This is a genomic window from Bounagaea algeriensis (assembly GCF_054491375.1).
The window spans coordinates 828,066-852,109 of sequence record NZ_CM137102.1; the positions used below are offsets into that span (position 1 = coordinate 828,066).

20 protein-coding genes are annotated in these 24,044 nt (G+C 71.7%); 8 read left to right on the plus strand and 12 right to left on the minus strand.

What is annotated here, in order from left to right; all coding sequences use genetic code 11:
- Nucleotides 1-700 precede the first annotated feature (700 nt).
- Both ACVGV2_RS03775 and ACVGV2_RS03780 read left to right on the plus strand, forming a co-directional pair.
- Nucleotides 701-2,011 (plus strand): PhoH family protein, encoded by a 1,311-nt coding sequence (locus ACVGV2_RS03775; RefSeq protein WP_459165859.1) that lies wholly within the window; start codon nucleotides 701-703, stop codon nucleotides 2,009-2,011.
- Between the two features lie 127 nt (nucleotides 2,012-2,138).
- Nucleotides 2,139-2,534, plus strand: a complete 396-nt coding sequence (locus tag ACVGV2_RS03780) for a VOC family protein (protein ID WP_459164660.1) — start codon at nucleotides 2,139-2,141, stop codon at nucleotides 2,532-2,534.
- A gap of 95 nt (nucleotides 2,535-2,629) precedes the next feature.
- Here ACVGV2_RS03780 and ACVGV2_RS03785 read toward each other — a convergent pair whose 3' ends face one another.
- The 4 genes from ACVGV2_RS03785 to ACVGV2_RS03800 all read right to left on the minus strand — a co-directional run bounded on the left by ACVGV2_RS03785 (nucleotide 2,630) and on the right by ACVGV2_RS03800 (nucleotide 7,530).
- Nucleotides 2,630-4,069: a GuaB1 family IMP dehydrogenase-related protein gene (locus ACVGV2_RS03785; RefSeq protein WP_459164661.1), complete on the minus strand. Its 1,440-nt coding sequence runs from the start codon at nucleotides 4,067-4,069 to the stop codon at nucleotides 2,630-2,632.
- Between the two features lie 60 nt (nucleotides 4,070-4,129).
- Nucleotides 4,130-4,723 (minus strand): DUF4288 domain-containing protein, encoded by a 594-nt coding sequence (locus ACVGV2_RS03790; RefSeq protein WP_459164662.1) that lies wholly within the window; start codon nucleotides 4,721-4,723, stop codon nucleotides 4,130-4,132.
- Between the two features lie 298 nt (nucleotides 4,724-5,021).
- Nucleotides 5,022-6,419, minus strand: a complete 1,398-nt coding sequence (locus ACVGV2_RS03795) for a class II fumarate hydratase (protein ID WP_459164663.1) — start codon at nucleotides 6,417-6,419, stop codon at nucleotides 5,022-5,024.
- Between the two features lie 271 nt (nucleotides 6,420-6,690).
- A complete protein-coding gene (locus ACVGV2_RS03800) occupies nucleotides 6,691-7,530 on the minus strand; it encodes a S1 family peptidase (protein ID WP_459164664.1) in 840 nt (279 codons plus the stop codon).
- A 545-nt stretch (nucleotides 7,531-8,075) separates the two neighbouring features.
- On the opposite strand from ACVGV2_RS03800, the gene ACVGV2_RS03805 reads away from it, so the two are divergent.
- A complete protein-coding gene (locus ACVGV2_RS03805) occupies nucleotides 8,076-9,056 on the plus strand; it encodes an NAD(P)/FAD-dependent oxidoreductase (RefSeq protein WP_459165860.1) in 981 nt (326 codons plus the stop codon).
- 195 nt (nucleotides 9,057-9,251) lie between these two features.
- Here ACVGV2_RS03805 and glpX read toward each other — a convergent pair whose 3' ends face one another.
- Nucleotides 9,252-10,277 (minus strand): class II fructose-bisphosphatase, encoded by a 1,026-nt coding sequence (gene glpX / locus ACVGV2_RS03810; protein ID WP_459164665.1) that lies wholly within the window; start codon nucleotides 10,275-10,277, stop codon nucleotides 9,252-9,254.
- A 175-nt stretch (nucleotides 10,278-10,452) separates the two neighbouring features.
- Here glpX and ACVGV2_RS03815 point away from each other — a divergent pair, with 175 nt between their 5' ends.
- Entirely contained in the window at nucleotides 10,453-11,055 is a 603-nt protein-coding gene (locus tag ACVGV2_RS03815) for a DUF4245 domain-containing protein (RefSeq protein ID WP_459164666.1), read from the plus strand.
- Nucleotides 11,056-11,083: 28 nt separating this feature from the next.
- Here ACVGV2_RS03815 and ACVGV2_RS03820 read toward each other — a convergent pair whose 3' ends face one another.
- The 6 genes from ACVGV2_RS03820 to ACVGV2_RS03845 all read right to left on the minus strand — a co-directional run bounded on the left by ACVGV2_RS03820 (nucleotide 11,084) and on the right by ACVGV2_RS03845 (nucleotide 15,194).
- Nucleotides 11,084-11,737 (minus strand): VC0807 family protein, encoded by a 654-nt coding sequence (locus tag ACVGV2_RS03820; RefSeq protein ID WP_459164667.1) that lies wholly within the window; start codon nucleotides 11,735-11,737, stop codon nucleotides 11,084-11,086.
- Complete coding sequence (locus ACVGV2_RS03825) at nucleotides 11,737-12,096, minus strand: alpha/beta fold hydrolase (RefSeq protein ID WP_459164668.1); 360 nt, start codon at nucleotides 12,094-12,096, stop codon at nucleotides 11,737-11,739. Before ACVGV2_RS03825 ends, ACVGV2_RS03820 begins: the two co-directional genes overlap by 1 nt.
- Nucleotides 12,097-12,251: 155 nt before the next feature.
- Nucleotides 12,252-12,644, minus strand: a complete 393-nt coding sequence (locus tag ACVGV2_RS03830; RefSeq protein ID WP_459164669.1) for an exodeoxyribonuclease VII small subunit — start codon at nucleotides 12,642-12,644, stop codon at nucleotides 12,252-12,254.
- Nucleotides 12,641-13,336 (minus strand): hypothetical protein, encoded by a 696-nt coding sequence (locus ACVGV2_RS03835; RefSeq protein WP_459164670.1) that lies wholly within the window; start codon nucleotides 13,334-13,336, stop codon nucleotides 12,641-12,643. The genes ACVGV2_RS03830 and ACVGV2_RS03835 overlap by 4 nt, the downstream gene beginning before the upstream one ends.
- Nucleotides 13,337-13,353: 17 nt before the next feature.
- Nucleotides 13,354-14,586, minus strand: a complete 1,233-nt coding sequence (gene xseA, locus ACVGV2_RS03840) for an exodeoxyribonuclease VII large subunit (RefSeq protein ID WP_459165861.1) — start codon at nucleotides 14,584-14,586, stop codon at nucleotides 13,354-13,356.
- A gap of 71 nt (nucleotides 14,587-14,657) precedes the next feature.
- A complete protein-coding gene (locus tag ACVGV2_RS03845; protein WP_459164671.1) occupies nucleotides 14,658-15,194 on the minus strand; it encodes a lipid droplet-associated protein in 537 nt (178 codons plus the stop codon).
- Between the two features lie 143 nt (nucleotides 15,195-15,337).
- Here ACVGV2_RS03845 and ACVGV2_RS03850 point away from each other — a divergent pair, with 143 nt between their 5' ends.
- Complete coding sequence (locus ACVGV2_RS03850) at nucleotides 15,338-16,390, plus strand: 4-hydroxy-3-methylbut-2-enyl diphosphate reductase (protein WP_459164672.1); 1,053 nt, start codon at nucleotides 15,338-15,340, stop codon at nucleotides 16,388-16,390.
- 470 nt (nucleotides 16,391-16,860) lie between these two features.
- On the opposite strand, the gene ACVGV2_RS03855 is transcribed toward ACVGV2_RS03850, so the two are convergent.
- The gene (locus ACVGV2_RS03855; protein WP_459164673.1) at nucleotides 16,861-18,036 is read right to left on the minus strand and encodes a DUF6542 domain-containing protein; all 1,176 of its coding nucleotides are present in this window, start codon (nucleotides 18,034-18,036) and stop codon (nucleotides 16,861-16,863) included.
- A gap of 711 nt (nucleotides 18,037-18,747) precedes the next feature.
- Between ACVGV2_RS03855 and ACVGV2_RS03860 the strand changes: the two genes are divergently transcribed.
- From ACVGV2_RS03860 to ACVGV2_RS03870, 3 genes are all read left to right on the plus strand, one after another.
- Entirely contained in the window at nucleotides 18,748-21,306 is a 2,559-nt protein-coding gene (locus tag ACVGV2_RS03860) for a glycoside hydrolase family 172 protein (RefSeq protein WP_459164674.1), read from the plus strand.
- Nucleotides 21,307-21,667: 361 nt separating this feature from the next.
- Nucleotides 21,668-23,083 (plus strand): L-fucose/L-arabinose isomerase family protein, encoded by a 1,416-nt coding sequence (locus ACVGV2_RS03865; RefSeq protein WP_459164675.1) that lies wholly within the window; start codon nucleotides 21,668-21,670, stop codon nucleotides 23,081-23,083.
- The gene (locus ACVGV2_RS03870) at nucleotides 23,083-24,042 is read left to right on the plus strand and encodes a family 43 glycosylhydrolase (protein WP_459164676.1); all 960 of its coding nucleotides are present in this window, start codon (nucleotides 23,083-23,085) and stop codon (nucleotides 24,040-24,042) included. Before ACVGV2_RS03865 ends, ACVGV2_RS03870 begins: the two co-directional genes overlap by 1 nt.
- Nucleotides 24,043-24,044 lie beyond the last annotated feature (2 nt).

Consider the following 24,044-nt stretch of genomic DNA (forward strand, 5'->3'; position numbering starts at 1 on the left):
CGCGCACAACGGAACACGGCGTGTCGCGCTGGTTTTCAGACTGCCGCAAACAGCGAATTGTCACAATACGCCTCGTCGAATTCTTCTATTGATCACCCCAACGCGTGATCATAGGGCGCCACGTGAACACAGCTCGTCGATCTACCGTGGAGCTGTGATCACTCGGATGTGGAGCTCGACCGCGATGGCCGGTCCGCGGTCGGCAGGTCGGCCGACACGGCTCGTGTGCCGTCCTGCGCGCCGTCCCGGAAGTCACGAGTCGATTACGTCGGGGCGGCCGCGGACAACCGCCGTTCGGGGGTTCCTTCCGGAGTCGCCGCGCGCTACCGCCAGCCGTGTAGGACAGGAATCACCTGTGTGGCTGCCTGCCGAGCGCGCTCCACGGCGGTAGCGTCCGCGGTGACGGGCCAGCTCAGTCCGTACGGCCCGTCCGGGAGGCCCTGGTCGTGGCTGATGGTTCGTGGTCGTCGACGGGCGGCAGCGCCGTCCACCGTGGTCGCGAGGGGCGGGGTCCCGGCCCGCGCGGCTGCGCGGTTACCGCGAGCCGGTGCGGGCAGGGCGGACCCGGCCCACCGACGAGCGGGCGTTCGCCGACGCCCGCGAGGGAGTTGCCGTGACCGCACGACGTTCCCCGTCCGAATTCCGGACCGACGGTGCCGACGAGCACGCCGGCACCGAGTCCTCCGGCGTTGCAGCTGGAATCCGGTCCGATGACGCCGACACCCGCACCTACGTCCTCGACACGTCGGTGCTGCTGTCCGATCCGTGGGCGTTCAACCGCTTCGCCGAACACGACGTGGTGCTACCGCTGGTCGTCGTCGGTGAGTTGGAAGGCAAGCGGCACCACCCCGAACTGGGCTGGTTCGCCCGGGAGGCATTGCGCGGCTTGGACGAGCTGCGTTCCCAGTACGGGCGGTTGGACGAGCCGATCCCCGTCGGCGCGTCCGGCGGGACCGTCCGGGTGGAGCTCAACCACTCCGATCAGGACGTCCTCCCACCGGGTTTCCGCACCGACAGCAACGACGCGCGCATCCTGGCGTGCGCGCTGAACCTGCGCGCCGAGGGGGCGGCGGTGACCTTGGTGACCAAGGACATGCCGCTGCGCGTGAAGGCCGGTTCGGTGGCGCTGGAAGCCGAGGAGTACCGCGCCCAGGACGTCATCTCCTCCGGATGGACCGGTATGACCGATGTGGACGCCGGCCCGGGGGAGATCGACTGCCTGTTCAAGGAAGGCGTCGCCGACCTCGCCGAGGCAGCCGACCTGCCCGCCAACACGGGTGTGCGGCTGCTGGCCGGCTCGCAGAGCGCGCTCGGCCGGGTGACGGCGGACAAGCGGGTCAAGCTCGTCCGCGGCGACCGGGAGGCGTTCGGGATCCACGGCCGCTCCGCGGAGCAGCGCATCGCCCTGGACCTGCTCACCGACGAGGACGTCGGCATCCTCTCGCTCGGCGGCCGGGCCGGTACCGGCAAGTCCGCGCTGGCCCTGTGCGCCGGGTTGGAAGCGGTGCTGGAACGGCAGCAGCACCGCAAGGTCGTGGTCTTCCGGCCGGTCTACGCGGTCGGCGGGCAGGAGATCGGCTACCTGCCCGGCGGCGAGGACGACAAGATGCAGCCGTGGGGACAGGCTGTCTTCGACACGCTCAGCGCCGTGGCCAGCCAGAACGTCATCGACGAGGTGCACGACCGCGGGATGCTGGAAGTGCTGCCGCTGACGCACATCCGCGGGCGTTCGCTGCACGACTCGTTCGTCATCGTCGACGAGGCGCAGTCGCTGGAGCGCAACGTGCTGCTCACGGTGCTGTCCCGGTTGGGCTCCAACTCGCGGGTGGTGCTCACGCACGACGTCGCCCAGCGCGACAACCTGCGCGTGGGCCGGCACGACGGTGTCGGCGCGGTGGTGGAGAAGCTCAAGGGGCACCCCCTTTTCGCGCACCTGACCCTGTCCCGGTCCGAGCGCTCGCCCGTGGCGGCGCTGGTGACCGAGATGCTGGAAGGGGAGCACCTCTCCTGACGCGACGGCGGTGGACGGGGCGTTCCGGCTGCGAGCGCCGGAACGCCCCGTTCGTTCTCGCCCGGACCTCGCGGGGACGTCCGATTCGTTCAATGCCGGTCTTCCGCGCCGCCGCTACGGTTCGGCCATGACGATGCAGTTCAGCGCCGTCGGCCTGGTCGCCGACGACATGGGGAGAACGCTGGCGTTCTACCGCCTGCTCGGCCTCGACATCCCGGCCGAGGCCGACCACCGACCTCACGTGGACGTGCTCCTGCCGAGCGGGGTGCGGTTGATGTGGGACACCGCGGAGACGGTGCGCTCGATCGATCCCGCCTGGACACCGCCGTCCGGCGGGCACCGGGTGGCGCTCGCCTTCGACTGCGGGTCACCCGCGGCGGTGGACGGCGCCTACGCCGAGTTCACCGCCGCCGGCCACGGCGGGCACCACGAGCCGTGGGACGCCCCCTGGGGCCAGCGCTACGCGACCGTGCTCGACCCCGACGGCAATCCCGTGGACCTGTTCGCGGCCCTCACCGAGTGATCAGCTCCGCGAAGCTCGCGCCGGCCAGTGCCCGGGTCTCCCGGACCAGGTGCGCCTGGTCGGCGTAGCCGGCGCTCACCGCGCTCCGTCCACCGTCACCAGCCCTTGGGCAGGGGGCGCCCCTCCGCGAAACCGGCCGCGGACTGGATGCCGACGACGGCGTGCTCGTGGAACTCCTCCAGATCGCGCGCACCTGCGTAGGTGCACGCCGAGCGCAGACCCGAAGTGATCTCGTCGAGCAGGTCCTCCACGCTCGGCCGCTGCGGGTCCACGAGCATCCGGGAGCTGGAGATGCCTTCCTCGAACAGCGCTTTGCGCGCCCGGTCGAAGGAGCTGTCGTTGCGGGTGCGCGCGCTCACGGCTCGTTTGGACGCCATGCCGAACGATTCCTTGTAGGCGTTGCCGTGCTCGTCGCGCTGCAGATCACCGGGGGACTCGTAGGTTCCGGCGAACCACGAGCCCACCATCACCGAGGACGCACCGGCGACCAGGGCCAGCGCCACGTCCCGCGGGTGCCGCACACCCCCGTCGGCCCAGACGCGCTTGCCCAGCGCGCGGGCCTGCTCGGCGCATTCGACGAGCGCCGAGAACTGGGGACGTCCCACGCCGGTCATCATGCGGGTGGTGCACATCGCGCCCGGCCCGACACCGACCTTGATCACGTCGGCGCCGGCTGCGACCAGGTCCCGCACGCCTTCGGCGGTGACCACGTTGCCCGCGACGACGGGCACGCTCGGCGAGACCGAGCGGACCGCCTTCAGCGCGGTGATCATCTTCTCCTGGTGGCCGTGGGCGGTGTCCACGACGAGCGCGTCCACACCGGCCTCCAGCAGCGCCGAGGCCTTGGCGGCCACGTCACCGTTCACACCGACCGCCGCGCCGATCCGCAGCCGTCCCCGCTCATCCGCCGCGGGTGTGTAGATCTCCGAGCGCAGAGCCGCGCGGCTGGTCATGATGCCGGCCAACCGCCCGTCGTCGTCGACGGCCAGGGCCACGTTCCGCGCCTGCCGGTCGAGGTGTTCGAAGATCTCGCGCGGCTTCGTCTCCAGCGGCAGCACGACCGGTTCGGGATCGGCGACCTCGCTGATCCGGGCGAACCGGTCGACACCGGTGCTGGAGGCCTCGTGGAAGACGCCGGTGGGCCGGTAGTCGTCGTCGACGACCACGACCGCGTCGTGGGCGCGTTTCGGCAACAGGTTCAGCGCGTCGGCCACGGCGGCGTCGGCGTGCAGCACGATCGGCGTGTCCCACACGGGGTGGCGCTGCTTCACCCAGGAGACGATCTCGGCGACCGCCGAGGGGTCGACGTCCTGGGGGAGCACCGCGATCCCGCCCCGGCGGGCGATCGTTTCGGCCATCCGTCGCCCGGAGACGGCCGTCATGTTGGCGACGACCAGCGGCAACGTGGTGCCCGTGCCGTCGCTGGCCGCGAGGTCGACGTCGAACCGCGACTCGACGCCGGAGCGGCGGGGAGCCAGGAACACGTCGTCATAGGTCAGGTCTGTGGTGGGCTGCTGCCCGTTCAAGAACCGCACATCTCGTCAGCATACGGGCTCCCGCACCCGTCCGTCGCCCACGAGGCCACGACGGAGGCCTCAGAGCTCCCCGTCCAGGCGCGGTTCGAAGGCGCGGTAGGCCCGGTAGTCGCGGAACAGCCGGCTGTACAGCTCGGTGCCGTCGTCGAACGTGGCGTCCTCGAGCTGCTTGACCTCGAGGATGCGCTCGAGTTTCCAGGTCACCAGCGTGTGGTTCTCGTCGCGGTAGGTGCTCTGCTGCTGCTTGGCCAGATCACCCGCCTTGGTCTCGGCCTCCTCGGCGGATTCGGCCTTGAGCAGCACGAACGACTCCTCGTACAGCGGCTGGTGGTTCTCCTCCTCGGAGGTGGTGTGCAGCAGGAGCACGGCCACGTAGTAGTCCGGCGAAACCGGACGCTGCGGCATCTGGAACTCGCTGGGGTCGATGGTGCCGGGGCCGATGTCGATGGAGCCGACGGACTCCGCCTCGGCTTCGGCGTCTTCGTCCGGGTCATCGCCGTGCCAGTCCTCGTCCTCCCGGGCCCCGGTGCCCCAAGTCCCGGTGTCCCAATTCTCTGCGTCCCAATTCTCGGGGGCCCAGTCCTCGGCTCCTTCGACGCCGGGCACGTGGGCGGAGGTGCGCTCCTCGGGATCGAACTGCTCACCGTGCTGCATACCCCCAGGATTCCACCGGTGCGCGGCAGGGCAGGCAGGCCCCCGGGGGTGCGCGTGCGGACTGGGCGGCCCCGGCGCGCCCGCCGGGTGGTTGCTCGACGGGCGCCGCGCAGGACCGCCCCGGTTCCCGCGGCGGGAGCGGGTGCCCCGCGGAGTCCCCGGCGGCTCCTGCTGCGAGGCCGTCTCCGAGGTGCGCGAGCGGTCCGCCCCGCGGTGCCCACCGGCACCGCGGGGATGCTGGGACGCGGGAACGCCGGGGTGCGGGGAAGCGGGGCGCCCCGCGCCCGCGGACGGGTGCTCAGCCGTTGCCGCGGGCCATGGTCAGCACGTCGAGCGCCTCGTCGAGCTGTTCGACGGTGAGCTGGCCGGCTTCGACGTAGCCGCGGTCGAGGACGACTTCGCGGATCGTGCGCCGCTCCTTGAGGGCCTGCTTGGCCACCGCGGCGGCTTCCTCGTAGCCGATGTAGCGGTTCAGCGGCGTGACGATCGACGGGGAACCCTCGGCGTACTCGCGGGTGTGCTCGGTGTTGACGGTGACCCCGGTGAACACCCGGTCGGCCAGCTGGCGGGACACGGCGGCGAGCAGCCGGGCCGATTCGAGCACGTTGCGGGCGATGACCGGCAACATCACGTTGAGCTGGAAGTTGCCCTGCGAGCCGGCGAAGGACACGGTCTGGTCGTTGCCGATGACCTGCGCGACGACCTGCAGCGTGGCTTCCGGGATGACCGGGTTGACCTTGCCCGGCATGATCGACGAACCCGGCTGCAGGTCCGGCAGGGCCAGTTCGGCCAGGCCGGTGCGCGGGCCGGAACCCAGCCAGCGCAGATCGTTGGCGATCTTGGTGAGGCTCACGGCGACCGTGCGCATGCTGCCGGAGGTCTCCACCACGGCGTCCTGCGCGGCCTGCGCTTCGAAGTGGTCGGCGGCTTCGCTCAGCGGCAGGCCGGTGACCCGCGCCAGCTCCTGGGCGACCGCGTCGCCGAAGCCCTGCGGCGCGTTGAGGCCGGAGCCGACGGCGGTGCCGCCGATGGGCAGTTCACCGAGGCGCGGCAGCCCGGCGCGGAGGCGTTCGACGCCGTAGCGGAGCTGCGCGGCCCACGCCCCGGCTTCCTGGCCGAGGGTCACGGGCACGGCGTCCATCAGGTGGGTGCGGCCGGACTTGACGATCTCGCTCCACTCGGCGGCGCGCTGCTCGACCGTTCCGGCCAGGTGCTCCAGGGCCGGGATCACGTCGGTGAGCACGGCTTCGGTGGCGGCCACGTGGATGGTGGCCGGGAAGGTGTCGTTCGACGACTGCGAGGCGTTGACGTGGTCGTTCGGGTGCACGTCGCGGCCGAGGGAACGGGTCGCCAGCGTGGCGATGACCTCGTTGGCGTTCATGTTCGACGACGTGCCGGAGCCGGTCTGGAACACGTCGATGGGGAAGTGGTCGTCGTGCTCGCCCTCCGCCACTTCGTCGGCGGCTCGGGCGACCGCTTCGGCGAGGTCAGCGTCCAGCACGCCGAGCTTGGCGTTCACCCGGGCCGTGGCCGCCTTCAGCAGTCCGAGCGCCCGGATCTGGGCTCGTTCGAGACCTTGGCCGGAGATGGGGAAGTTCTCCACGGCCCGCTGGGTCTGCGCGCGGTACAGGGCGTCGGCGGGGACCCGCACCTCGCCCATGGTGTCGTGTTCGATCCGGTAGTCCTGTTCAGCCATGGCTGAAGTCTCCCGCTTCGACCGCGGTCCGGTCAGCGCGGGTCGGTGTGGGGTTGGTAACGGCCGTGCGGCAGTGCCGGCGTGCTCGGTGGCCGTGCGGGCGGAGTTTCGGCGACCCGATCGATTCCGATGCGGTCGGTCACACGACCCGACCTCGGACCCGCCGACTTCGGACGCGCAGGCCCCGGACACGACTCGGCGCGGGGTGCGTGCTCAGTCGCACCCCGCGCCGAGCCGCCGTTGGCGTCCGCTCCGGTGTTGTGGCCGGGTGTCAGGCGATGGTCGCGTTGATCCAGTCGGTGTAGGCGGTGGCGTCGGTGTAGACCGAGGGCGCGGTGCCGCACACCGGTGCCGGGCTGCCGAGGCGGCTGGTCACGCCGGTGAGCTGCCAGTCGCCGGGGCGGCCTTGAAGTTGCGGGCCGCCGGAGTCGCCGAAGCAGGCGTTGGCGAGCAGCTCATCGCTGCCGGTGCAGATCTCGGTCTGCTCGTCGACGGAGCTCAGCGCGCACTGCTGCGGATCGGTCACGTGCGTTTCGAGCTCCCGCAGTCGTTCGGGCGGTTGTCCGCAGCCCTGCAGCGGGCAGGTGACGCCCCAGCCGATGATGCGCGACGGCGTTCCCGGCGGTCCGGGCTGTTCGGCGATGCTGATGGGGTCCTGCGGTACCGCGTGGTCCAGTTTGATCAGTGCGATGTCGCCGTTGGGGTTGTTCTGCGCGTAGTCGGGGTGCTCGACGACCTCGGCGACGCCCGCTTCGGTACCGCCGGTGCTGCGCTCCGGGCTGCCGATGCGCAGGCTCAGGTCGGCCGGTGCGCGTTCTTCGACGCAGTGCGCCGCCGTCAGCACCCACTGCTCGTCGATGAGCGAGGCGCCGCAGCTGTGCTCTCCCCGGTACTTCAGCGAGGCCATCCAGTCGTACTGCTCGGTGGACTCGTGCCCGCCGACGATGAGCGGCCCCGGGGAAGCAGCAGCGGAATCCGAAGTGGACGTTTGCGATGTGTCGCCGGTTCCGGATGTGTCGCCGTTTTCGGGCGTGGCGTTGGCTGCGGTGGGCAGCAACCCCATTCCCAGTACCGCTGCGGCGATCCCGCCGAGCAATGTGGACTTTCGCATCGGGGTCCCTCCCGCGCCGACGTCGTTTCGACGTGAAGGTAGGTCCCCCGGTCGGGGCTGAGTACCGCTGCCTGCCGGTGGCCGATTGCGGAATTCGGCGCAGTAACCTCGACCTCGCTCGCGCGTTGTACCGGGGAGTGCCTGCGTACCCGTCGCTGCCGTACTCGCCCCTGCGTACCCGTCCCTGCGTGCCCGTCCCTGCGTGCCCGTCCCTGCGTGCCCGTCCCTGCGTGCCCGTTTCGACGCGTCTGCGCTGCGATGCGTCTGCTCCGCAGTGCCCAACCCTGCAGCGCCCAGTCCCGCAGTATCCAGCCCTGCAGTACCCAGCCCTGTCGTTTGCATCCGCCGCGTGCGCGCTGCCGTGCCCGCCCTGCTGTGTCCGCCCTGCCGCCTCCTCCTCTCCGCCCTGCGGTGTGCGACGAAGCACATCGCCCGGGGCTCAGCAAGGCGCGTGGTGCGATCACGGCCGTCCGCGCGGACGACGCACACCCGGCGGAACGGATATGCTGGGGGTGTCTGTCGCGATGGAGCGCGAGGTGGTGGACATGGCGCAGACCTACGACGTCGACCTCATCGTGGTGGGCGCGGGCCCCGCGGGGCTGTTCGCCGCCTACTACGCCGGGTTCCGGGGGCTGAGCGCAGCACTGGTCGACGCGCTGCCCGAGCCGGGCGGCCAGGTCACCGCGATGTATCCGGAGAAGTTGATCTTCGACGTGGCGGGCTTTCCGGAGGTCCGCGGGCGCGAGCTGGTGGACAACCTGGTGCGGCAAGCCGCGCAGTACGATCCGACCTACCTGCTCGGCAGGGCAGCCCAGAAGTTGTCCGATGTGGATGACGGGTTGAATCTGGAGCTGTCCGACGGTGATTCCGTGCACGGCCGTGCCATGCTCATCACCGCCGGGATCGGCGAGTTCACCCCCCGGCCGCTGCCCGCGGCGGAGGGCTGGTTCGACCGCGGCGTCGTCAACTTCGTCCCGGAGATCGACGCCCACAGTGGTCGCGACGTGGTCATCGTCGGCGGCGGGGACTCCGCGTTCGACTGGGCGCTGGCGCTGCACCCGGTCGCGCGCAGCGTGACGCTGGTGCACCGCCGCAAGCGATTCCGGGCGCATTCGGGCCTGATGCAGAAGGCCGCGGATCTGGGCGTGCCGGTGCTGACCGACACCGAGATCGCCGACGTCCGCGGGGACGGCCGGGTGCAGGAGGTCGAGCTGGTCGACCGCGAGGGCACCCGCACCGTGCTGCCCGCGCAGACCGTCGTCGCCGCCCTGGGGTTCACCGCCTCGCTCGGACCGATCGAATCCTGGGGCCTGGAGATCGACAAGCGGTCGGTCCACGTGGACACGCACATGCGCACGGCGCGGGAGCGCGTCTACGCCGCGGGTGACGTGGCCACCTACCCGGGCAAGGTGAAGCTCATCGCGACCGGCTTCGGTGAAGCGGCCACGGCGGTGAACAACATCGCGGTGCACCTCGACCCCGGGACCCGCCTGTTCCCCGGGCACTCCTCGGACATGGACAGCTGACCGGTCCGGCAGTTCTCATCGGGCAGTCGGCAGCTCTCATCGGGCAGCAGCATTGGCCCGGCCGTGCTCGACGACTGCTCGGGCGGGCGGTGGAGGTAGCTGCGACCGCGGTGGGCCCGGCCGAGCGGACATTTCTCGAGAAAAGTACGCGACGTTTCTCGAGAAATGTCCGAACCTCCGGCCGGGCGGGGGAGTTCAGCCCTCCTCGGGACGGCCGAGTTCCACGTTGGCGTACTCGCGCAGCTTCGACAGCTTGTGCGAGGCGTCGACCACGCGCACGGTGCCGGACTTGGAACGCATCACGATCGACTGCGTCGTCGCCCGGTGCGCCCGGAAGTGCACGCCGTCGAGCAGGGCTCCGTCGGTGATGCCGGTGGCGCAGAAGAACACGTTCTCCCCGCCGGCCAGATCCGAGGTGCTCAGGACCTGGTTCTCGTCGTAGCCCCGTTCGGCCACGCGGGCGCGTTCGGTCTCGTCCTTCGGCCACAGCCGACCCTGGATCTCGCCGTCCATGCACTTGAGCGCGCAGGCGGTGATGATGCCCTCCGGCGTGCCGCCGATGCCCAGCAGCATGTCCACGCCGCTGTTCGGCCGCGCCGCCGCGATCGCACCGGCCACGTCCCCGTCGCTGATGAACCGGACCCGGGCGCCGGCCTGGCGCACCTGGGCCACGAGGTCGTCGTGCCGCGAGCGGTCCAGCACGCACACGTTCACGTCCGAGATGTCCAGCGACTTGGCCTTGGCGACCCGGCGGATGTTCTCCTCCACCGAGGCGTTCAGGTCGATCGTGCCGGCCGCCTCCGGACCGACGGCGATCTTCTCCATGTAGAACACGGCGGACGGGTCGAACATGGCGCCGCGTTCGGCCACCGCCAGCACCGACAACGAGTTCGGCATCCCCTTGGACAGCAGCGTGGTGCCGTCGATCGGGTCCACGGCGACATCGCACTCGGGGCCCTGCCCGGTGCCGACGTGCTCGCCGTTGTACAGCATCGGCGCCTCGTCCTTCTCGCCTTCCCCGATGACCACGACGCCGCGCATGGACACGGTGCTGACGAGTTTGCGCATGGCGTCGACGGCCGCGCCGTCGCCGGAGTTCTTGTCACCGCGTCCGGCCCAGCGTCCCGCGGCCATCGCCGCCGCCTCGGTCACCCGGACCAGTTCCATGGCCAGGTTGCGGTCGGGAGCTTCCGTGGTGCCCTGCGCGTCGGCAGTGCTCATGTGTGCCCTCCCCGTGATGCGTCGTTGCATGCCGCCGAGGTGCGGTCCCCGACGTGCGAGTGTTGCGCCTGGTGCGCCGGATCTTGGCAGACGAGCAGGCCGCGCACCGCTGTGTGGTGGGACACGACACGTCGGTACCTGGTGGGCGGGTTCGCTTCCGCGGACAGGTGAGAGCATGCGGGTCGTGGCCCGGTCCCGCAACCAGCAGTCCCGCAACCAGCAGCCGAACTCCGGTCAGCAGCGCACCATGACCGGGATGGTCATGGCCGTGCTCGCGCTGGTGCTCGTGGTCGGCGGCCTGACCGCCGTGCTGGGCCGCTGTTCGTTCAGCCCCGGCGGGCCCGAGGTGGACGGGGGCGCCGCGCCGAGCGTGGACGCGGCCCAGGAGCTCGACAACGCGCAGGATCGGGTGGAGTTCCCGCTGGTGCACCCGCGGGTGCCGGACGGCTGGCGGGCGAACTCGGCGAACGTGGCCACGCTGCCCTCGCAGGACGAGGTCGTGCGCGTCGGATGGATCACCGGCGCGCAGCACTACCTCCGGCTGGCCCAGTCCTCGGCACCGGAGCAGGAGTTCGTCGCTGCCGAAACCCGGCAGCAGCAGCCGCGGGCGCGGGGCACCACCGAGGTCGGCGGCGAGCAGTGGGTGATCTACGACAGCGTCCGCGGCGAGCGGGCCTGGATCACCGAACGCGGGGGTGCGCACCTGCTGATCACCGGTGACGGGCAGCAGGCCGAGTTCCGCGAGCTCGCCCGCGCCGCCCTCCGCGACGCCGGCTGAGCGGCTCTCCGGGGATGCCGCGCGCTGGTCAGTCGAACACGAGCGGTTTGTTCGCCGGCCGGCGCAGGTAGAGCTGGGTGACCGCGTTCAGCCCGACGAGCACCGCTGCCCACTGCACGATCGAAATGGCCGGCACCACGTCGATCGGCAGCGTGCAGGCGAAGAGCACCTTGGCGGCGGCGCTGGCCAACGCACTGGCGCCCCAGATGACCGTGACCACGCGCCAGATCCTGCGGAACCGCGCCGAGGAATCCCACTGCCTGTCCCACCCGTTCGGCGAGTGTCCGGCCATGCCCACGAACGCCCGGCTCACGGTGTACATGATCGGGCGGTCCGCCGCGAGCGTGCCGAGAACGACCGCGCCGATGGCCGCCTTGATGATTCCGTCCTTGGCCAGCAGGAACCTGGGGCTGTCCGCGATGAACGACATGGTGGTGCTGACCGCGAGCACCACGAGCGCCGCGGTCGGGAACCAGTTCAGCGTGCGGTGCCGGATCAGCGCCCACCCGGCCCGCACCGCGGGCGCGGCCGCTCCGGCGAGCAAGGCGAGCCATTCGCTCAGGCCCACGCTGCGCAGGACGTAGTACACGAGGACCGGAACCAGCACGTCCAGTGCCACGCCGGCGAGCTCGCCGCGACCCATGGCGGTGCTCGGTGAGCTCGCCTTCGATCGCGCGGTCATCACGGGGTCCCCGCGTCGGTGAGGTGATCGAGGAAGTCCAGCAGCCTGGCGTTCACGGCGTCCGCGCACTCCGCGGAGATCGCGTGACCCGCGCTCGGCCAGAGTTCGACTCGCGCATCGGGGATCAGTCGGGTGGCGCGATCGACCGCCTTTCGCGGATCGTGCACGGTGCTCTTCCCGCTGACCAAAGCCAGCACTGGCGAGGTGATCGAGCGCAGCTGCTCGACCTCCTCGCCAGCCAGGTCGACGCCGCGCAGGGCAGCGGGGAGCTGAGCACGGGACTGGAACCACGACGGGAGGCCGAAATCCTGCTCGCGCTGACCGGTGGACTCGGCGACGACCTCCTGCTCGGGCGCCACACCGCGGAGACGGCTCTCAGCACGGTGGACTACTACATCGACCGGCTCCGGCGGTGATCAGGACCGGCGCGGGAAAGCACCGGGGCACCACGAGCACAACAGGTGATCCCGGCGCCCGTGCCGGAGGTGCTGGTGGGGGCGCTGACCAGCAGCGGCTACTCCGATCCGTCTTCCTGGACGGACTCAAGCGCCTGGTCCACCCGCTCCTGCGCCCCGGCGAGGTGCCGCTCGCACACGGTGGCGAGGGCTTCGCCGCGCTCCCACAGGGCGAGCGACTCCTCCAGGGACAGTCCGCCGGCTTCGAGCCGCTTAACCACGTCGGCGAGTTCGTCCCGGGCCTGCTCGTAGTCGAGCTCGGCGACCTCGGGGTGCGCCGCGACCGGGTCGAAGGATTCCGCTCCTCCGGCCTCCGCCTGCTCGGCGGTTTCGGCCGGCGGACCGCTTCCGGCGGTCTCCGCGGGCCCTTCCGCTGTCGCCGCGGCCTCCGCGGGGTCCTCTTCCGCGGATTCCCCTCCTGCTGATTCCGGGCTCTCGTGCGTATCGCTCACCGGGTCGAACTCTCCACTGTGCTGCGTGCGGAAACCATCGCGGTGGCCAGTGCCTGGTCGTAGCCGACGAACGCTTCGGCGAACTCGGCGCCGTCCCCCTCGTGCACGGCCTCGTCGATGCGCTGCTGCGCTTCCGCGACCCTACGCCGGTGCGGTGACCCGCTGCCGTGCCACCACCGGAGGTCGACGTACTCGGAGGCGGCCTGCACGAGATCGTCCAGCCGTGCCGGCAGCAGGGTGCGCTCCGCCGACCGGCAGCCGCCGCGCAACGCGTTCCAGCAGCCGTACGCGGTGAACTCCGCCGCCTCGGCGCAGCGCCGCACCTCCTGGGCGGTTTCCCGCGCACCGGAAGGCTGGTCACCGGAAGACTGGGCGTCGGAAGGCTGGGCACTGGAAGGCTGGGCGCCGGAAGACTGGGCACCGGAAGACTGGGCACTGGAAGGTTGGGCGCCGGAAGACTGGGCACCGGAAGGCTGGGCACCGGAAGGTTGGGCGTCCGGCGCACCGGTGGGGGAGCTCGGGGACGGCGCGTCGGCGCGCTTCCGGTCCGCGGTGGCGGCGGAACGCGCCACCTGCACCGTCAGCGGCAGGAACACCGCCTGCCGGTCCCCGGAACCGAGGGCCCCGGAACCGAGGGCCCCGGAACCGCGGGCAGTGTCGCCGGCGGGCGTGTGTCGCGGGGAAGTGTGCACGTCGTGTTCCTCACCGATCAGTCCGCACCGTGTTCGCCGACCACGGCGTGCAGCACCCCGTCGGCGACCCGCACCCGCAGGTGCGTGCCGGCGGGAGCCTCGTCGACCGAGCGCACGACTCCGTCCACGCCGTGGGGGTCGACACGCTGCACGATCGCGTAGCCGCGCGCAAGAGTGGCCGCCGGCCCGAGCGTCGTCAGCCGCGACCGCATCGCGGCCAGGGCGCGCTGCTCGGTGCCGAGCAGGGTGGTCACCGCCCGCCGGCTCCGCTGCCGCATCTGCTCGACCTGCTCGGCGCGCTGCCGCAGCGGCCCGTGCGGGTCGGCCAGCACGGGACGGCTGCGCAGCGCGTCCACAGTGCGCCGCTCCCGTTCGACCCAGCCCTGCAGGGCGCGGCGGGACCGGTCGCGCAGCTGCCCCACCTGCCGGATCTCCTCGGCCACGTCCGGGGCGACGCGTTTGCCCGCGGCCGTGGGGGTGGAGCAGCGCACGTCCGCGACGTGGTCGAGAAGCGGCGAGTCCGGTTCGTGCCCGACCGCGCTGACGACCGGGGTGCGGCAGCTCGCCACGGCCCGGCACAGCGTCTCGTCCGAGAACGGCAGCAGGTCCTCCACGCTGCCGCCGCCGCGCGCGAGCACGATCACGTCCACCGCCGGGTCCCGGTCGAGTTCGTCGAGCGCGTCGAGGATCTGGCTGACCGCGCTGGCCCCCTGCACAGCGACGTTGCGCAGCTCGAACCGAACCGCGGGCCAGCGCAGGCGGGCGTTGCTGAGCACGTCGTGCTCGGCGGCCGAGGCCCGCCCGGTGATGAGGCCGACGCGGTTCGGCAGGAACGGCAGCGCACGCTTGCGCGCCGGGTCGAACAGCCCTTCGGCTTTGAGCAGCTGCCGCAGCCGTTCGATCCGGGCGAGCAGTTCTCCGATGCCGACCTGGCGCATGTCGTCCACGCGCAGGCTCAGCGTGCCGCGGGCGACGTAGAAGTTGAACTTGCCGTGCACGACGACGCGCGTGCCTTCCACCGGCGCCGGGTCCATCCCGCGCAGCAGGGAGGCGGCGCAGGTCAGCGTCAACGAGACGTCGGCGCTCGGGTCGCGCAGGGTGACGAACGCGGTCTTCGCGCCGGGCCGCAGCGAGATCTGCGTGATCTGCCCTTCCACCCAGACGGCGCCGAGCCGGTGGATCCAGTCGGCCACCTTGCGGGCGACGGTGCGGACCGGCCACGGCTGGTCGGCGCTGGTGGCGGAACTCAGTGCTGCTCCCGGGGTCGTGGTGCAGGGGTCGTGGTGCAGGGGTCGGGGTGGGGGCTGGGACGGGCGGTCGCTCAGCGGCCGGTGCGCATCCGGTCGAGCCGGTTGTCGAGCATCCGCTCGAACTCCGGCCTGGCAGCGTGCTCGCGTTCGTAGCGCACGAGTTCGGCCAGGTCGGCTTCGGACAGCGCGCGGAGCTTGCCGCGCAACTGCGCCACCGACAGCGAGTCGTACTCGGGCAGGCACGCCGGTGGTGCGTCGTCGGTGGCGCGGCCCGGCGGATCGCTCGCCGTGGTGCCCGCCGCATTGTCCCCCGGGGAACCGGTCGGGTCGAGATCGAGGTGGTCCGGGGTGTCCGAAGCCACTTCGTCCTCGTCGAAGATCGCCCACGACGGGTGCTCCTCCGGTTCCCCTCCCAGCGAGGCGAGTGCGTCATCGCCCTTCAACGCGAGTTCGGTGACCTGCTGCTGCACGCGCATCGTCGTCTGCAGCGTCCAGCTCACCGCGGTGACCGGCAGACCTGCGAGCACACCGGGCAGCTGCCGCGCGCACTCCGCGGTGGCCGCGGCGGCGCCGGCGGCGACCCGCACGGGGAGGGGGAACGATCGCATGTGCCCAGCCTGCCCCAGGCGGGCGCGTGAATCCATGGGGCGGCCCCGTCGGACCGCGGCCGGGTGTTCCGTGTCCCACGGTGGGGCCGGGAGGGTGCAGCTGCGGCTGACTGCCTTCGGCGGCGATCCGTACCCTTGGTGATATGACGAGCTCGCCGCAGGCACCCCAAGCCGCCGACGACACCGCCCCGGCCGACCGTTCGCCCGCGGACGGGGCTGCGGGCAACGGCAAACGCGTCCTCCTCGCACGGCCGCGCGGTTACTGCGCCGGCGTCGACCGCGCCGTCATCAGCGTGGAGAAGGCGCTGGAGACCTACGGCCCACCGGTGTACGTCCGCAAGGAGATCGTGCACAACCGGCACGTGGTCGACACGCTCATCGAGCGGGGCGTGATCTTCGTCGACGAGGTCGAGGAGGTGCCGGAGGGTTCGCTGCTGGTGTTCTCCGCCCACGGCGTGTCCCCGGCGGTGCGCCAGGAGGCCGCGGACCGCAACCTGCGAACCATCGACGCCACGTGCCCGCTGGTCACGAAGGTGCACAAGGAGGTCAACCGGTTCGCCCGGGACGACTACGACATCCTGCTGATCGGGCACGAGGGCCACGAGGAGGTCGAGGGAACGGCGGGCGAGGCGCCCGAACGCGTCCAGCTCGTCGACAAGCCCGAGGACGTGGAAAACGTCCAGGTGCGCGATCCGGACAAGGTCGTGTGGCTGTCGCAGACCACGCTCAGCGTCGACGAGACCATGGAGCGCGTCGACCAGCTGCAGGGCCGGTTCCCCGACCTGCAGGCGCCGCCGAGCGACGACATCTGCTACGCCACGTCGAACCGGCAGCACGCGGTGAAGGCGATGGCGGCCGAGTGCGACCTGGTGCTGGTCGTGGGTTCGCAGAACTCGTCGAACTCGCGGCGGCTGGTGGAGGTCTCCCTGGATGCCGGCGCCTCGGACGCGCGGCTCATCGACTTCCCGCGCCAGGTGCAGCCGGAGTGGTTGGAAGGCGTGCGCACGGTCGGTGTGACCAGCGGTGCCTCGGTGCCGGACGTGCTGGTGATGCAGCTGCTGGACTACCTCGCCGAGCGGGGCTGGGACGACGTGGACGAGGTGACCACGGCGAACGAGAAGGTCTCCTTCGCCCTGCCGCGGGAGCTGCGCAAGGACCTGGACAACAACCCGGATCAGCCCTCCAGCGTCCGCTGACCGCGCGCGGTGCAGGCCGCCGCTGCGAGTCGGTCAACCGTGGTGGCCGGCCCAGCCATCGCGGTCCACCCAGCTCGTACTCGAGGCTCGGAGCTGCCTCGATGGGCCGGAGCTCGTTCCCGGCGCTGCGCACGTGCATGCGCCGGGATCTGAGCGTTGCGGGATCTGAGCGTTGCGGGGACCGCGTGTTGCAGGGCGCTGCGCGCCTCCCCCGCTCCGGTGCACCACGTTCTCAGCTGCACCCCGCCTGACCAGGGGCGTGTACATTTCGCGAAACGTGCACATCCCCTGGCAGGGCTCATCGCGGGTGCTTCAGGGCTCATCGCGGGTGCTGCTGCCTCTTCTCCCAGCGGCCCCGGTGGGTGCCTCCGTCGCCCGCCCGCAACGGGCAAAACCGCTTGACGACCTTTGACCGCTTGACGCCCTCTTGCTCGAAGGCGCTCTCGATGCACTCGGCGCTCTCGGCGCACTCAGCGGTCGCGCGGGGGGCGCGGACGCCGCGGCGGCGGCTCGCCCTGCTTCGGTGCCTGGTCCTGCCTCGGCGGCTCGCCTTGCCTCGGCGCTCGGCCCTTTCCCGGCGGTTGGCGCTGTCCCGGCGGTTGGCCCTGCCTCGGTGCTCGGCCCTGTTCTGGTGACTGGTCCTGTCGCGGCGGCTGGCCCTGTCGCGGCGGTTGGCCCTGGCCCGGGGGCTGACCGCGCCCCGGCGGCGGTTCGGGCGGGCGGGGACGCCCTGGCGCCGGCCGTCCCGGCGTGTTGCCGCGCTGCTGGCGGCGGCCGTCCGGCGCGGGACGTTGCCCACCACCGGGCGGCTGCTGGCCGTTCGGTGGAGCCTGCCTCTGCGATCGCCGTGCGGGTGAGCGCTCCGCCCGTTGCTGGGCGGCCGGAGTGCGCGGTTCGGGCTCCTCGGCCGGGGGCCTCTTCTTGCGCGGTGGCGCCTCCCGCGGCGGGGCGTCCTTCCTCGCCCGGCCGTCCTTCTTCTGCGGGCCGTCGCGTTTGCCCGCGGCGCCGCCCTGCTGCGCAGCGGCGTCCTTCTTGCGCGCAGGCGCGTCCGCGGGACGCTTCTTGGCGGGCTGCTGGGACCGGTCTTGCCCGCGTCGACCACGTTGCTCACCGCGCGCCGGCCGCGGCGGGTCGCTGGCCGCCTTGCTCTTGCCGCCGCTGCTGTCCCCGCTGGCGGTCTCGGGGGCGACCGGCTTGCGCTTCTTCGTCGGTTTGTCGTCGCCGTGCGCGATCGCGGCTTCGGCCGCGGCGCGCCGGCGCCGCGGGTCGCGCTGGGTGAGGAAGATCCGGACCAGTCCGATGGCGAGCGTGCCGATCGTGGTGCCCACCATGACGGGGAAGCTGCTGATGAGCGGTTGCAGCAGGCTCAGCGCGGCACCGATGGCACCGCCACCTCCGCTGCCGTTGATCAGCAGTACGACCACGGGGACGACCACCGCGAGGACGAGGGGTGGCTGCACCATCGGGCCGAACACGCTCTTGCGCCGGATCAGCGCGACCGCGAGGACGCTGCCCGCGGCGAACGCGGCCGAGACGAGCAGGGACGGCCGCGACCAGATGAGGTTGTCCAGTACGGCTCCGAGCGCGGTGGGAAGTGCTGCGAGCAGCAACGCTCCCCACAGCGGGATGCCGCGTACGCTGGGCACGAGGCTCCGTTCCCACCATTGCACGGGGCCGTTACCGCGTCGGCGGGCTGCGCGCTGACTCTCGCGGGTGGCGGTCACGGTTTCCAACCGTAACGGTCCAGCATCCGTGTGCGGGACGCGTCTGGGCATCTGCCCCCGATCGGTGTGCGTGTGCTGCGGATATTTCGGAATCGGTTCCGGTGTTCGGTGTCCGCTTTCGTCTGCGCTGGTGTTCTTGCCGGACATCTGCTGTGAGGCGCCGCATACTCCCGCCTTCCCGTCCTCCCGCCGCCAGGAACGCGTTTCGCGTCCGAGGGATCCGATCCGTCCCGGACCCGCCACGTGCCGTGATCGCTCGCGGTGCGGGGACGGCGCCGACCTCCTCCGGAAAAGTCGATTGTGGACGAATCATCCGCGCCGGCGCGTATGCCGGAAATGGCGGAGGTGCCACTCGGTTGGTGGTTGTCGGTACTGATCCGCGCGGTGACCATCTCTTCGTGTGATTCGCGGTGCCGGGCCCGGTCGTCGCGCTGAGCGCGCCGCGATCAACGGGGAAGATCGCCGGCGTTCTCGGGTGATCTCCGCGGTCCGGCTCGCTAGTCGAACGCGGTCCTCTCGGCGAGGGCCGTGCTGGCGGGCGGACGTGCGAGCGGAGACCCCGTTCCACCGCGCGTCACCGTTGGAGAGCGCTGCCGTCCGCAGTGGACAGCAGCGCGGGGGAGGGCGAATTCGATGGGCAATGCGACAACACCGCACCGCCGCCGATCCGGGAAGCACCGACGCGGTGCGCTGCTCGGCGTGGCGGTCCTCGCGGCGACCGCGCTCGCGGTCGACACGGGAACCGGCGGCGCACCCGCCGAGGCCGAATCCGCGAACCGGATCGGTCCGGTCGGTTGGGAGGCCTACCGCGATCTCGACGCGTTGGCCCAGTCCCGCGGGGACGAGCAGAGCCTGCAGTTCTCCAGCTTCGACCGCAGCGGTGGCAACGACGACGGGTTCGAAGGCACCTATTCGTGCCTGCGGCGGAGCGGGCAGGGCTGCGTGATCGCCGAGCACGCCGGGGCCGGGGAGATCTCCACGATGTGGTTCACCCGGGAACCGATGGGCGACGTCACCGACACCGGCAACATCACCGTGGAACTCGACGGCGAGGTGGTGCTCGACGCCCCGTTGAGCGATGTCGTCGACGGCGAGGTCGGCGCTCCCTTCTCCTGGCCGCTGGTGGGCAACGCCGACGACGCAGCCGGCGGAGCGGTGATCAAGGTTCCCATGCCCTACCGCGAATCGATGCGGGTCACCGTGGACAACAACCCCCGCTTCTACCACGTGGACTACCGCGCCTTCCCCGACGCGTCCGGGGTGCACACGTTCGACCCGTCCGACCCGGCCACCGACGTGCTCGACCGGCTGCGGCGGTTCGGCGTCGCCGACCCGAAACCGGCCGCTCGCGAGGCCCGGTCGACGCGGGACGAGTTCCGGTTGGCGCCCGGTGACGCGCGGACGATCGCCGAAGTCGACGGGCCGGGGCGCATCGACCGGCTGCGCATGCAACTTCCGCAGGTCACCGCCAGCCCGCGGGTGGTCGACGACGGCCGCGCCTACGGCCCGGGAGGCGGCAGCAGCTTCACCGCGCGGATCGATCCGGACAACGACGGCATCCGCCTGAGCCGCCGCTACGACCCGAGCACGGCGGAGCAGCGCGCCGACGTGTTCGTCGACGGGCAGCGCGTGGGCCGGTGGAACAGCGGCCCGGCGCGCAGCGGCGAATGGGGCGTGCAGGAGCTCGACGTGCCGGCGGAACTGACCGCGGGCAAGACCAGCGTCCGCGTCAGCACCCGGTTCACCGGTGCCCAGCAGGCGCAGGAGCGGGGCGGTGTCAACGAGTACCGCTACGACGTGCGCAGCAGGCTCGGCGGCGACTGGCACCGCACCGACGTGCTCGACCTGGGACCGAGCCATCCGGGCGAGGAGCAGGCGCACGACTACAGCATCGACCGGCAGACCTGGCAGGAACGCAAACGCGTGGCGCGCTACCCCAGCGACCAGGAGGACGTGCTCGCCTCGAAGCGGCTGCTGGAGAGCACGCGGGTGCGGATCACCTTCGACGGGCGGACCACAGTGGACGCGCCGCTCGGTGAGTTCTTCGGTTCCGGCCTCGGCGCCTACGACGTGCGCACGATGATGAGCTCGATCGACCCCGCGCAGGGCTGGTTCACCTCGTGGTGGCCGATGCCGTTCCGCGAGCACGCGAAGGTCGAACTGGTCAACGACGGCGACGTGCCCCTGACCGAGGCCACCGGCGAGGTCACCAGCGCTCCCGCGCAGATGCCGGCCGACGCCGGCTACTTCCACGCCACGCACCACCGCGGCCGCACCGTGCAGGGCCAGGACTGGACGTTCCTCGACGCGCAGGGAGCGGGCACGTTCTACGGCGTCACGCACAGCATGCGCGGACTGATCCCGCCCGGCGGAGGGGACCAGGACCAGACCCCGCACTCGCTGAACACCCCGCAGGCGAACCAGCGCAACTACCTGGAGGGCGACGAGCGCTTCTACGTCGACGGCTCGTCCACACCCGCCTGGCACGGCACCGGCACCGAGGACCTCTACGAGGGCGGCTGGTACTTCCGCGAGGGGACGACCTTCGCCATGCCGCTGGCCGGCAATCCTGCGCACGAGAAGGGCGCCGACGGTTGCCGGTACGACTGCACCGGTGCCTACCGGCTGTTGAACAACGACGCGGTGCCGTTCTCCGACGGCGGCCTGTTCAGCATCGAGCACGGACCGGTCAACGACGAGCCGGGCGACTACAGCTCCACGGCCTACTGGTACGGCGGGCGTCCGGCCGAGCAGCACCGCACCGATGCGATCGACCTCGGCGACCCGGCGAGCCGGGCGCAGCACGACTACACCGCCGAGGGCGAGCGGAGCGGGCCGCTGACGGCGCGTTTCGAAGGCGATCGGGCGCCGGAGCCGCGGACGCGGACGGCGACCACCGCTACCGGTCCGATCTCCTTCCGGATGGCGCTCGACCCGGACAACCGGGGCCTGCGACTGCGCCGGATGAGCGACCAGCAGCAGTCCTACCAGAACGTGCAGGTGCGCATCGACGGTGAACCGGCCGGGCAGTGGTTGCAGCCGCGCGGCAACGAGCACCACCGCTGGCTGGAGGACAACTTCGACGTGCCGGCGCGGTTGACCGCGGGCAAGGACCAGGTGCGCGTCGAGCTGGTCCCCGTCGACGGCGCCCCCGCGTGGTCGGCCGCGAGCTACACCGCGTTCTCCCGCTGATGCTCCGGTGACCGGCGGGCCCGCGCCGGCCGTTCGGCGGTCGGCGCGGGCGCGGCGTCCCTCGCGAACGCGCATACTGCCGGGTGTCGCCGGAACGGGGCACATTCGCGGCCGCACGCCGCCGATCCGCTGCCCGCGTGATCGCGCGGCGATATTCTTGACACCCGCACGGGGTGTGCATAGCTTGCCGACCACGACCGCTCGACCGTCCTTCGGTGGCCGGGTCCGTGGGAGTGCGCCAACCGGGATCGGCCGGCACGTTCGCGGTGGCGGCCCGCTGCTGCGGCACGTTCGCACGCCGCCGCCGGACCGGACACCGCGCACACATCGTCACCGCGTCCGTCTGCGTGTGGGAGGAATCGTGGCTCGAATCGGCGTCATCAGCATCTCGGACGGTCGTGGGCACGTCCACGAGCGCAACAGCGAGTTCATCAAGTCCAAACAGGACGCGCTCGTGTCCGCGCTGCGAAGCGCCGGGCACGAGGTGGTCGTCGGCGAGGACCTCGTCGCCACCAACGTCACCGCGAACGCGGTCGCCCGCCAGGTCGCCGCCGCCGACGTGGACCTCACGGTGCTGTACTACACCGTCTGGTCGTTCCCGCAGTTCACGATGCTCGTCGCCGACGCCACCCGCAGTCCGCTGCTGCTCGCGGCCAGCACCGATCCGACCGAACCGGGCCTGGTCGGCATGCTCGCCGCGGGTGGCGCGCTCGACCAGATCGGCCGCACCCACGCGCGCGCCTGGGGAGCTCCGGACGAGGCCGCGCTGCTCGAGGCGATCGGCGTGCGCGCCCGCGCCGCGGCTGCGGTGAAATCGCTGCACGGCTGCACGTTCGGCCGGTTCGGCGGACGTCCGATGGGCATGAACACCGCCGTGGCCAACACCGACCAGTGGCAGCGGCAGTTCGGCATCGACGTCGAGGAGATCGACCAGTACGAGGTGGTGCTGCGCGCCGAACGCGCCGACCCGGCCGAGGCCCGCGGCGCGCGGGAGTGGCTCGAACGGCACGCGGCCGGGGTGCACTACGACGGCGACAAGCTCACCCCGGAGCTGCTGGAGCGGCAGATCCGCTCCTACCTGGCCGTCCGCGAGATCATCGCCGAACGCCACATCGACTTCTCCGGCATCAAGGCACAGCCCGAGCTGACGGAGAACTTCGCGACGATGGACGTCACCGAGGCCTTCCTCAACGACCCGTACGACTGGAACGGGCCGAAGCAACCCCACGTGTGCGCCACCGAAGCGGACATGGACGGCGCGCTGACGATGCAGCTGTTCAACGCGATCAGCCGCACCCCGGTGCTGTTCGCCGACGTGCGGCACTACCACGCCGACCGCGACATCTGGGACCTGTGCAACTCGGGCCAGCACGCCACCTGGTTCGCCGCCCGCAGCGAGGACCCCGCGGTGAACCTGGCGAACGTGCACCTGCACCCCGAGGTGTTCTTCTTCCCCGCCGGCGGCGCGTCGGTGCAGCACGTCGCCGCGCCCGGGGACATGACGCTCGGCCGGCTCACCCGCGAGGACGGCGCGTACCGGCTGCAGCTGATGCTCGGCGCGTTCGAGAGCTACGACGACGAGACGAACAAGGCGCTGATGCACCAGTCCACACCGGAATGGCCGCACGCCTTCACCCGGTTGGACGTGCCCGGGGAGGTGTTCCTCTCCCGGTTCGGCGCGAACCACATCCACGCCGTCCCCGGCGACCACCGCGCCGAGCTGCGCGCCGCGGCCGAACAGCTCGACGTCCGCGTGGACGAATGGACCCGGGGCTGATGCCGGCGACGCCGGGAACCGGGCGGCGCGCGCTGCTGGGCGCGCTGGCCGCGGCGCCGCTGCTCGCGGGCGTTCCCGGCGCGCGGGCCCGCGCTGCGGGCGGTGCCGCGCCGGGGCCGGTGCGCGCGGGCGAGTACCGCCACGTCCACGACCCGAGCCGCGGTGAGGACCGCCCGTGGTACATCAACGACCACTGCTTCGTCCGCGGCCGCGACGGCTCGTGGCACCTGTTCGGCATCACCCACCCGGAACCGGCCGATCCGATGGACGAGCGGATCTTCGCCCACGCCACCGCGCCGCACCCGCTGGGGCCGTGGACGAAGCACCCGCCGGCGCTGACCGCCGATCCCGACTACTTCGGCGAAACGGTGCTGTGGGCACCGCACGTGGTCGAACACGCCGGGCTGTACTGGATGTTCTACTGCGGCGGCGGTGCGGACCGGACGCGTTTCGCCATCAGCGCCGCCGTCTCCGCGGACCTGTGGCGGTGGCGCCGCCTGCCCACGGGGCCGCTGTTCCGCGACGGCTACGACGCCCGCGATCCGATGCTGGTGCGGCGCGGTGACCAGTGGCTGCTGTTCTACACGGCCACGAGCGAGCCCACCGGCGGCAACCACGTGGTGGCCTGCCGCACCAGTCGGGACCTGCTGCGGTGGGGCGAGCGGCGCATCGTCTTCCGCGACGAGGAAGAGGGCACCTGGGGCGGCGGCACCGAGTCGCCGTTCGTCGTCGAGCGCGGCGGCAGCTGGTACCTGTTCATCGGACCGCGCGGCGGCTACGTGGGCACCGACGTGTTCGCCGGCGCGGACCCGCTGCACTTCGATCCGTCGCAGCGGGTGGGGCACGTCCCCTCGCACGCGGCCGAGGTGGTCCGCGACGGCGCGCGCTGGTGGGTCAGCTCCGCCGGTTGGGGGCAGGGTGGTGTGCAACTGGCCCCGCTCGTGTTCGGCGGGTCGTGACG

Bases quoted from the DNA above. Each gene is read 5' to 3' on its own strand.
- ACVGV2_RS03780 (WP_459164660.1), top strand. From the start codon at position 2,139: ATGACGATGCAGTTCAGCGCCGTCGGCCTGGTCGCCGACGACATGGGG.
- ACVGV2_RS03790 (WP_459164662.1), bottom strand. From the start codon at position 4,723: ATGCAGCACGGTGAGCAGTTCGATCCCGAGGAGCGCACCTCCGCCCAC.
- ACVGV2_RS03795 (WP_459164663.1), bottom strand. From the start codon at position 6,419: ATGGCTGAACAGGACTACCGGATCGAACACGACACCATGGGCGAGGTG.
- ACVGV2_RS03800 (WP_459164664.1), bottom strand. From the start codon at position 7,530: ATGCGAAAGTCCACATTGCTCGGCGGGATCGCCGCAGCGGTACTGGGA.
- ACVGV2_RS03805 (WP_459165860.1), top strand. From the start codon at position 8,076: ATGGCGCAGACCTACGACGTCGACCTCATCGTGGTGGGCGCGGGCCCC.
- glpX (WP_459164665.1), bottom strand. From the start codon at position 10,277: ATGAGCACTGCCGACGCGCAGGGCACCACGGAAGCTCCCGACCGCAAC.
- ACVGV2_RS03815 (WP_459164666.1), top strand. From the start codon at position 10,453: ATGCGGGTCGTGGCCCGGTCCCGCAACCAGCAGTCCCGCAACCAGCAG.
- ACVGV2_RS03820 (WP_459164667.1), bottom strand. From the start codon at position 11,737: ATGACCGCGCGATCGAAGGCGAGCTCACCGAGCACCGCCATGGGTCGC.
- ACVGV2_RS03845 (WP_459164671.1), bottom strand. From the start codon at position 15,194: ATGCGATCGTTCCCCCTCCCCGTGCGGGTCGCCGCCGGCGCCGCCGCG.
- ACVGV2_RS03850 (WP_459164672.1), top strand. From the start codon at position 15,338: ATGACGAGCTCGCCGCAGGCACCCCAAGCCGCCGACGACACCGCCCCG.
- ACVGV2_RS03860 (WP_459164674.1), top strand. From the start codon at position 18,748: ATGGGCAATGCGACAACACCGCACCGCCGCCGATCCGGGAAGCACCGA.
- ACVGV2_RS03870 (WP_459164676.1), top strand. From the start codon at position 23,083: ATGCCGGCGACGCCGGGAACCGGGCGGCGCGCGCTGCTGGGCGCGCTG.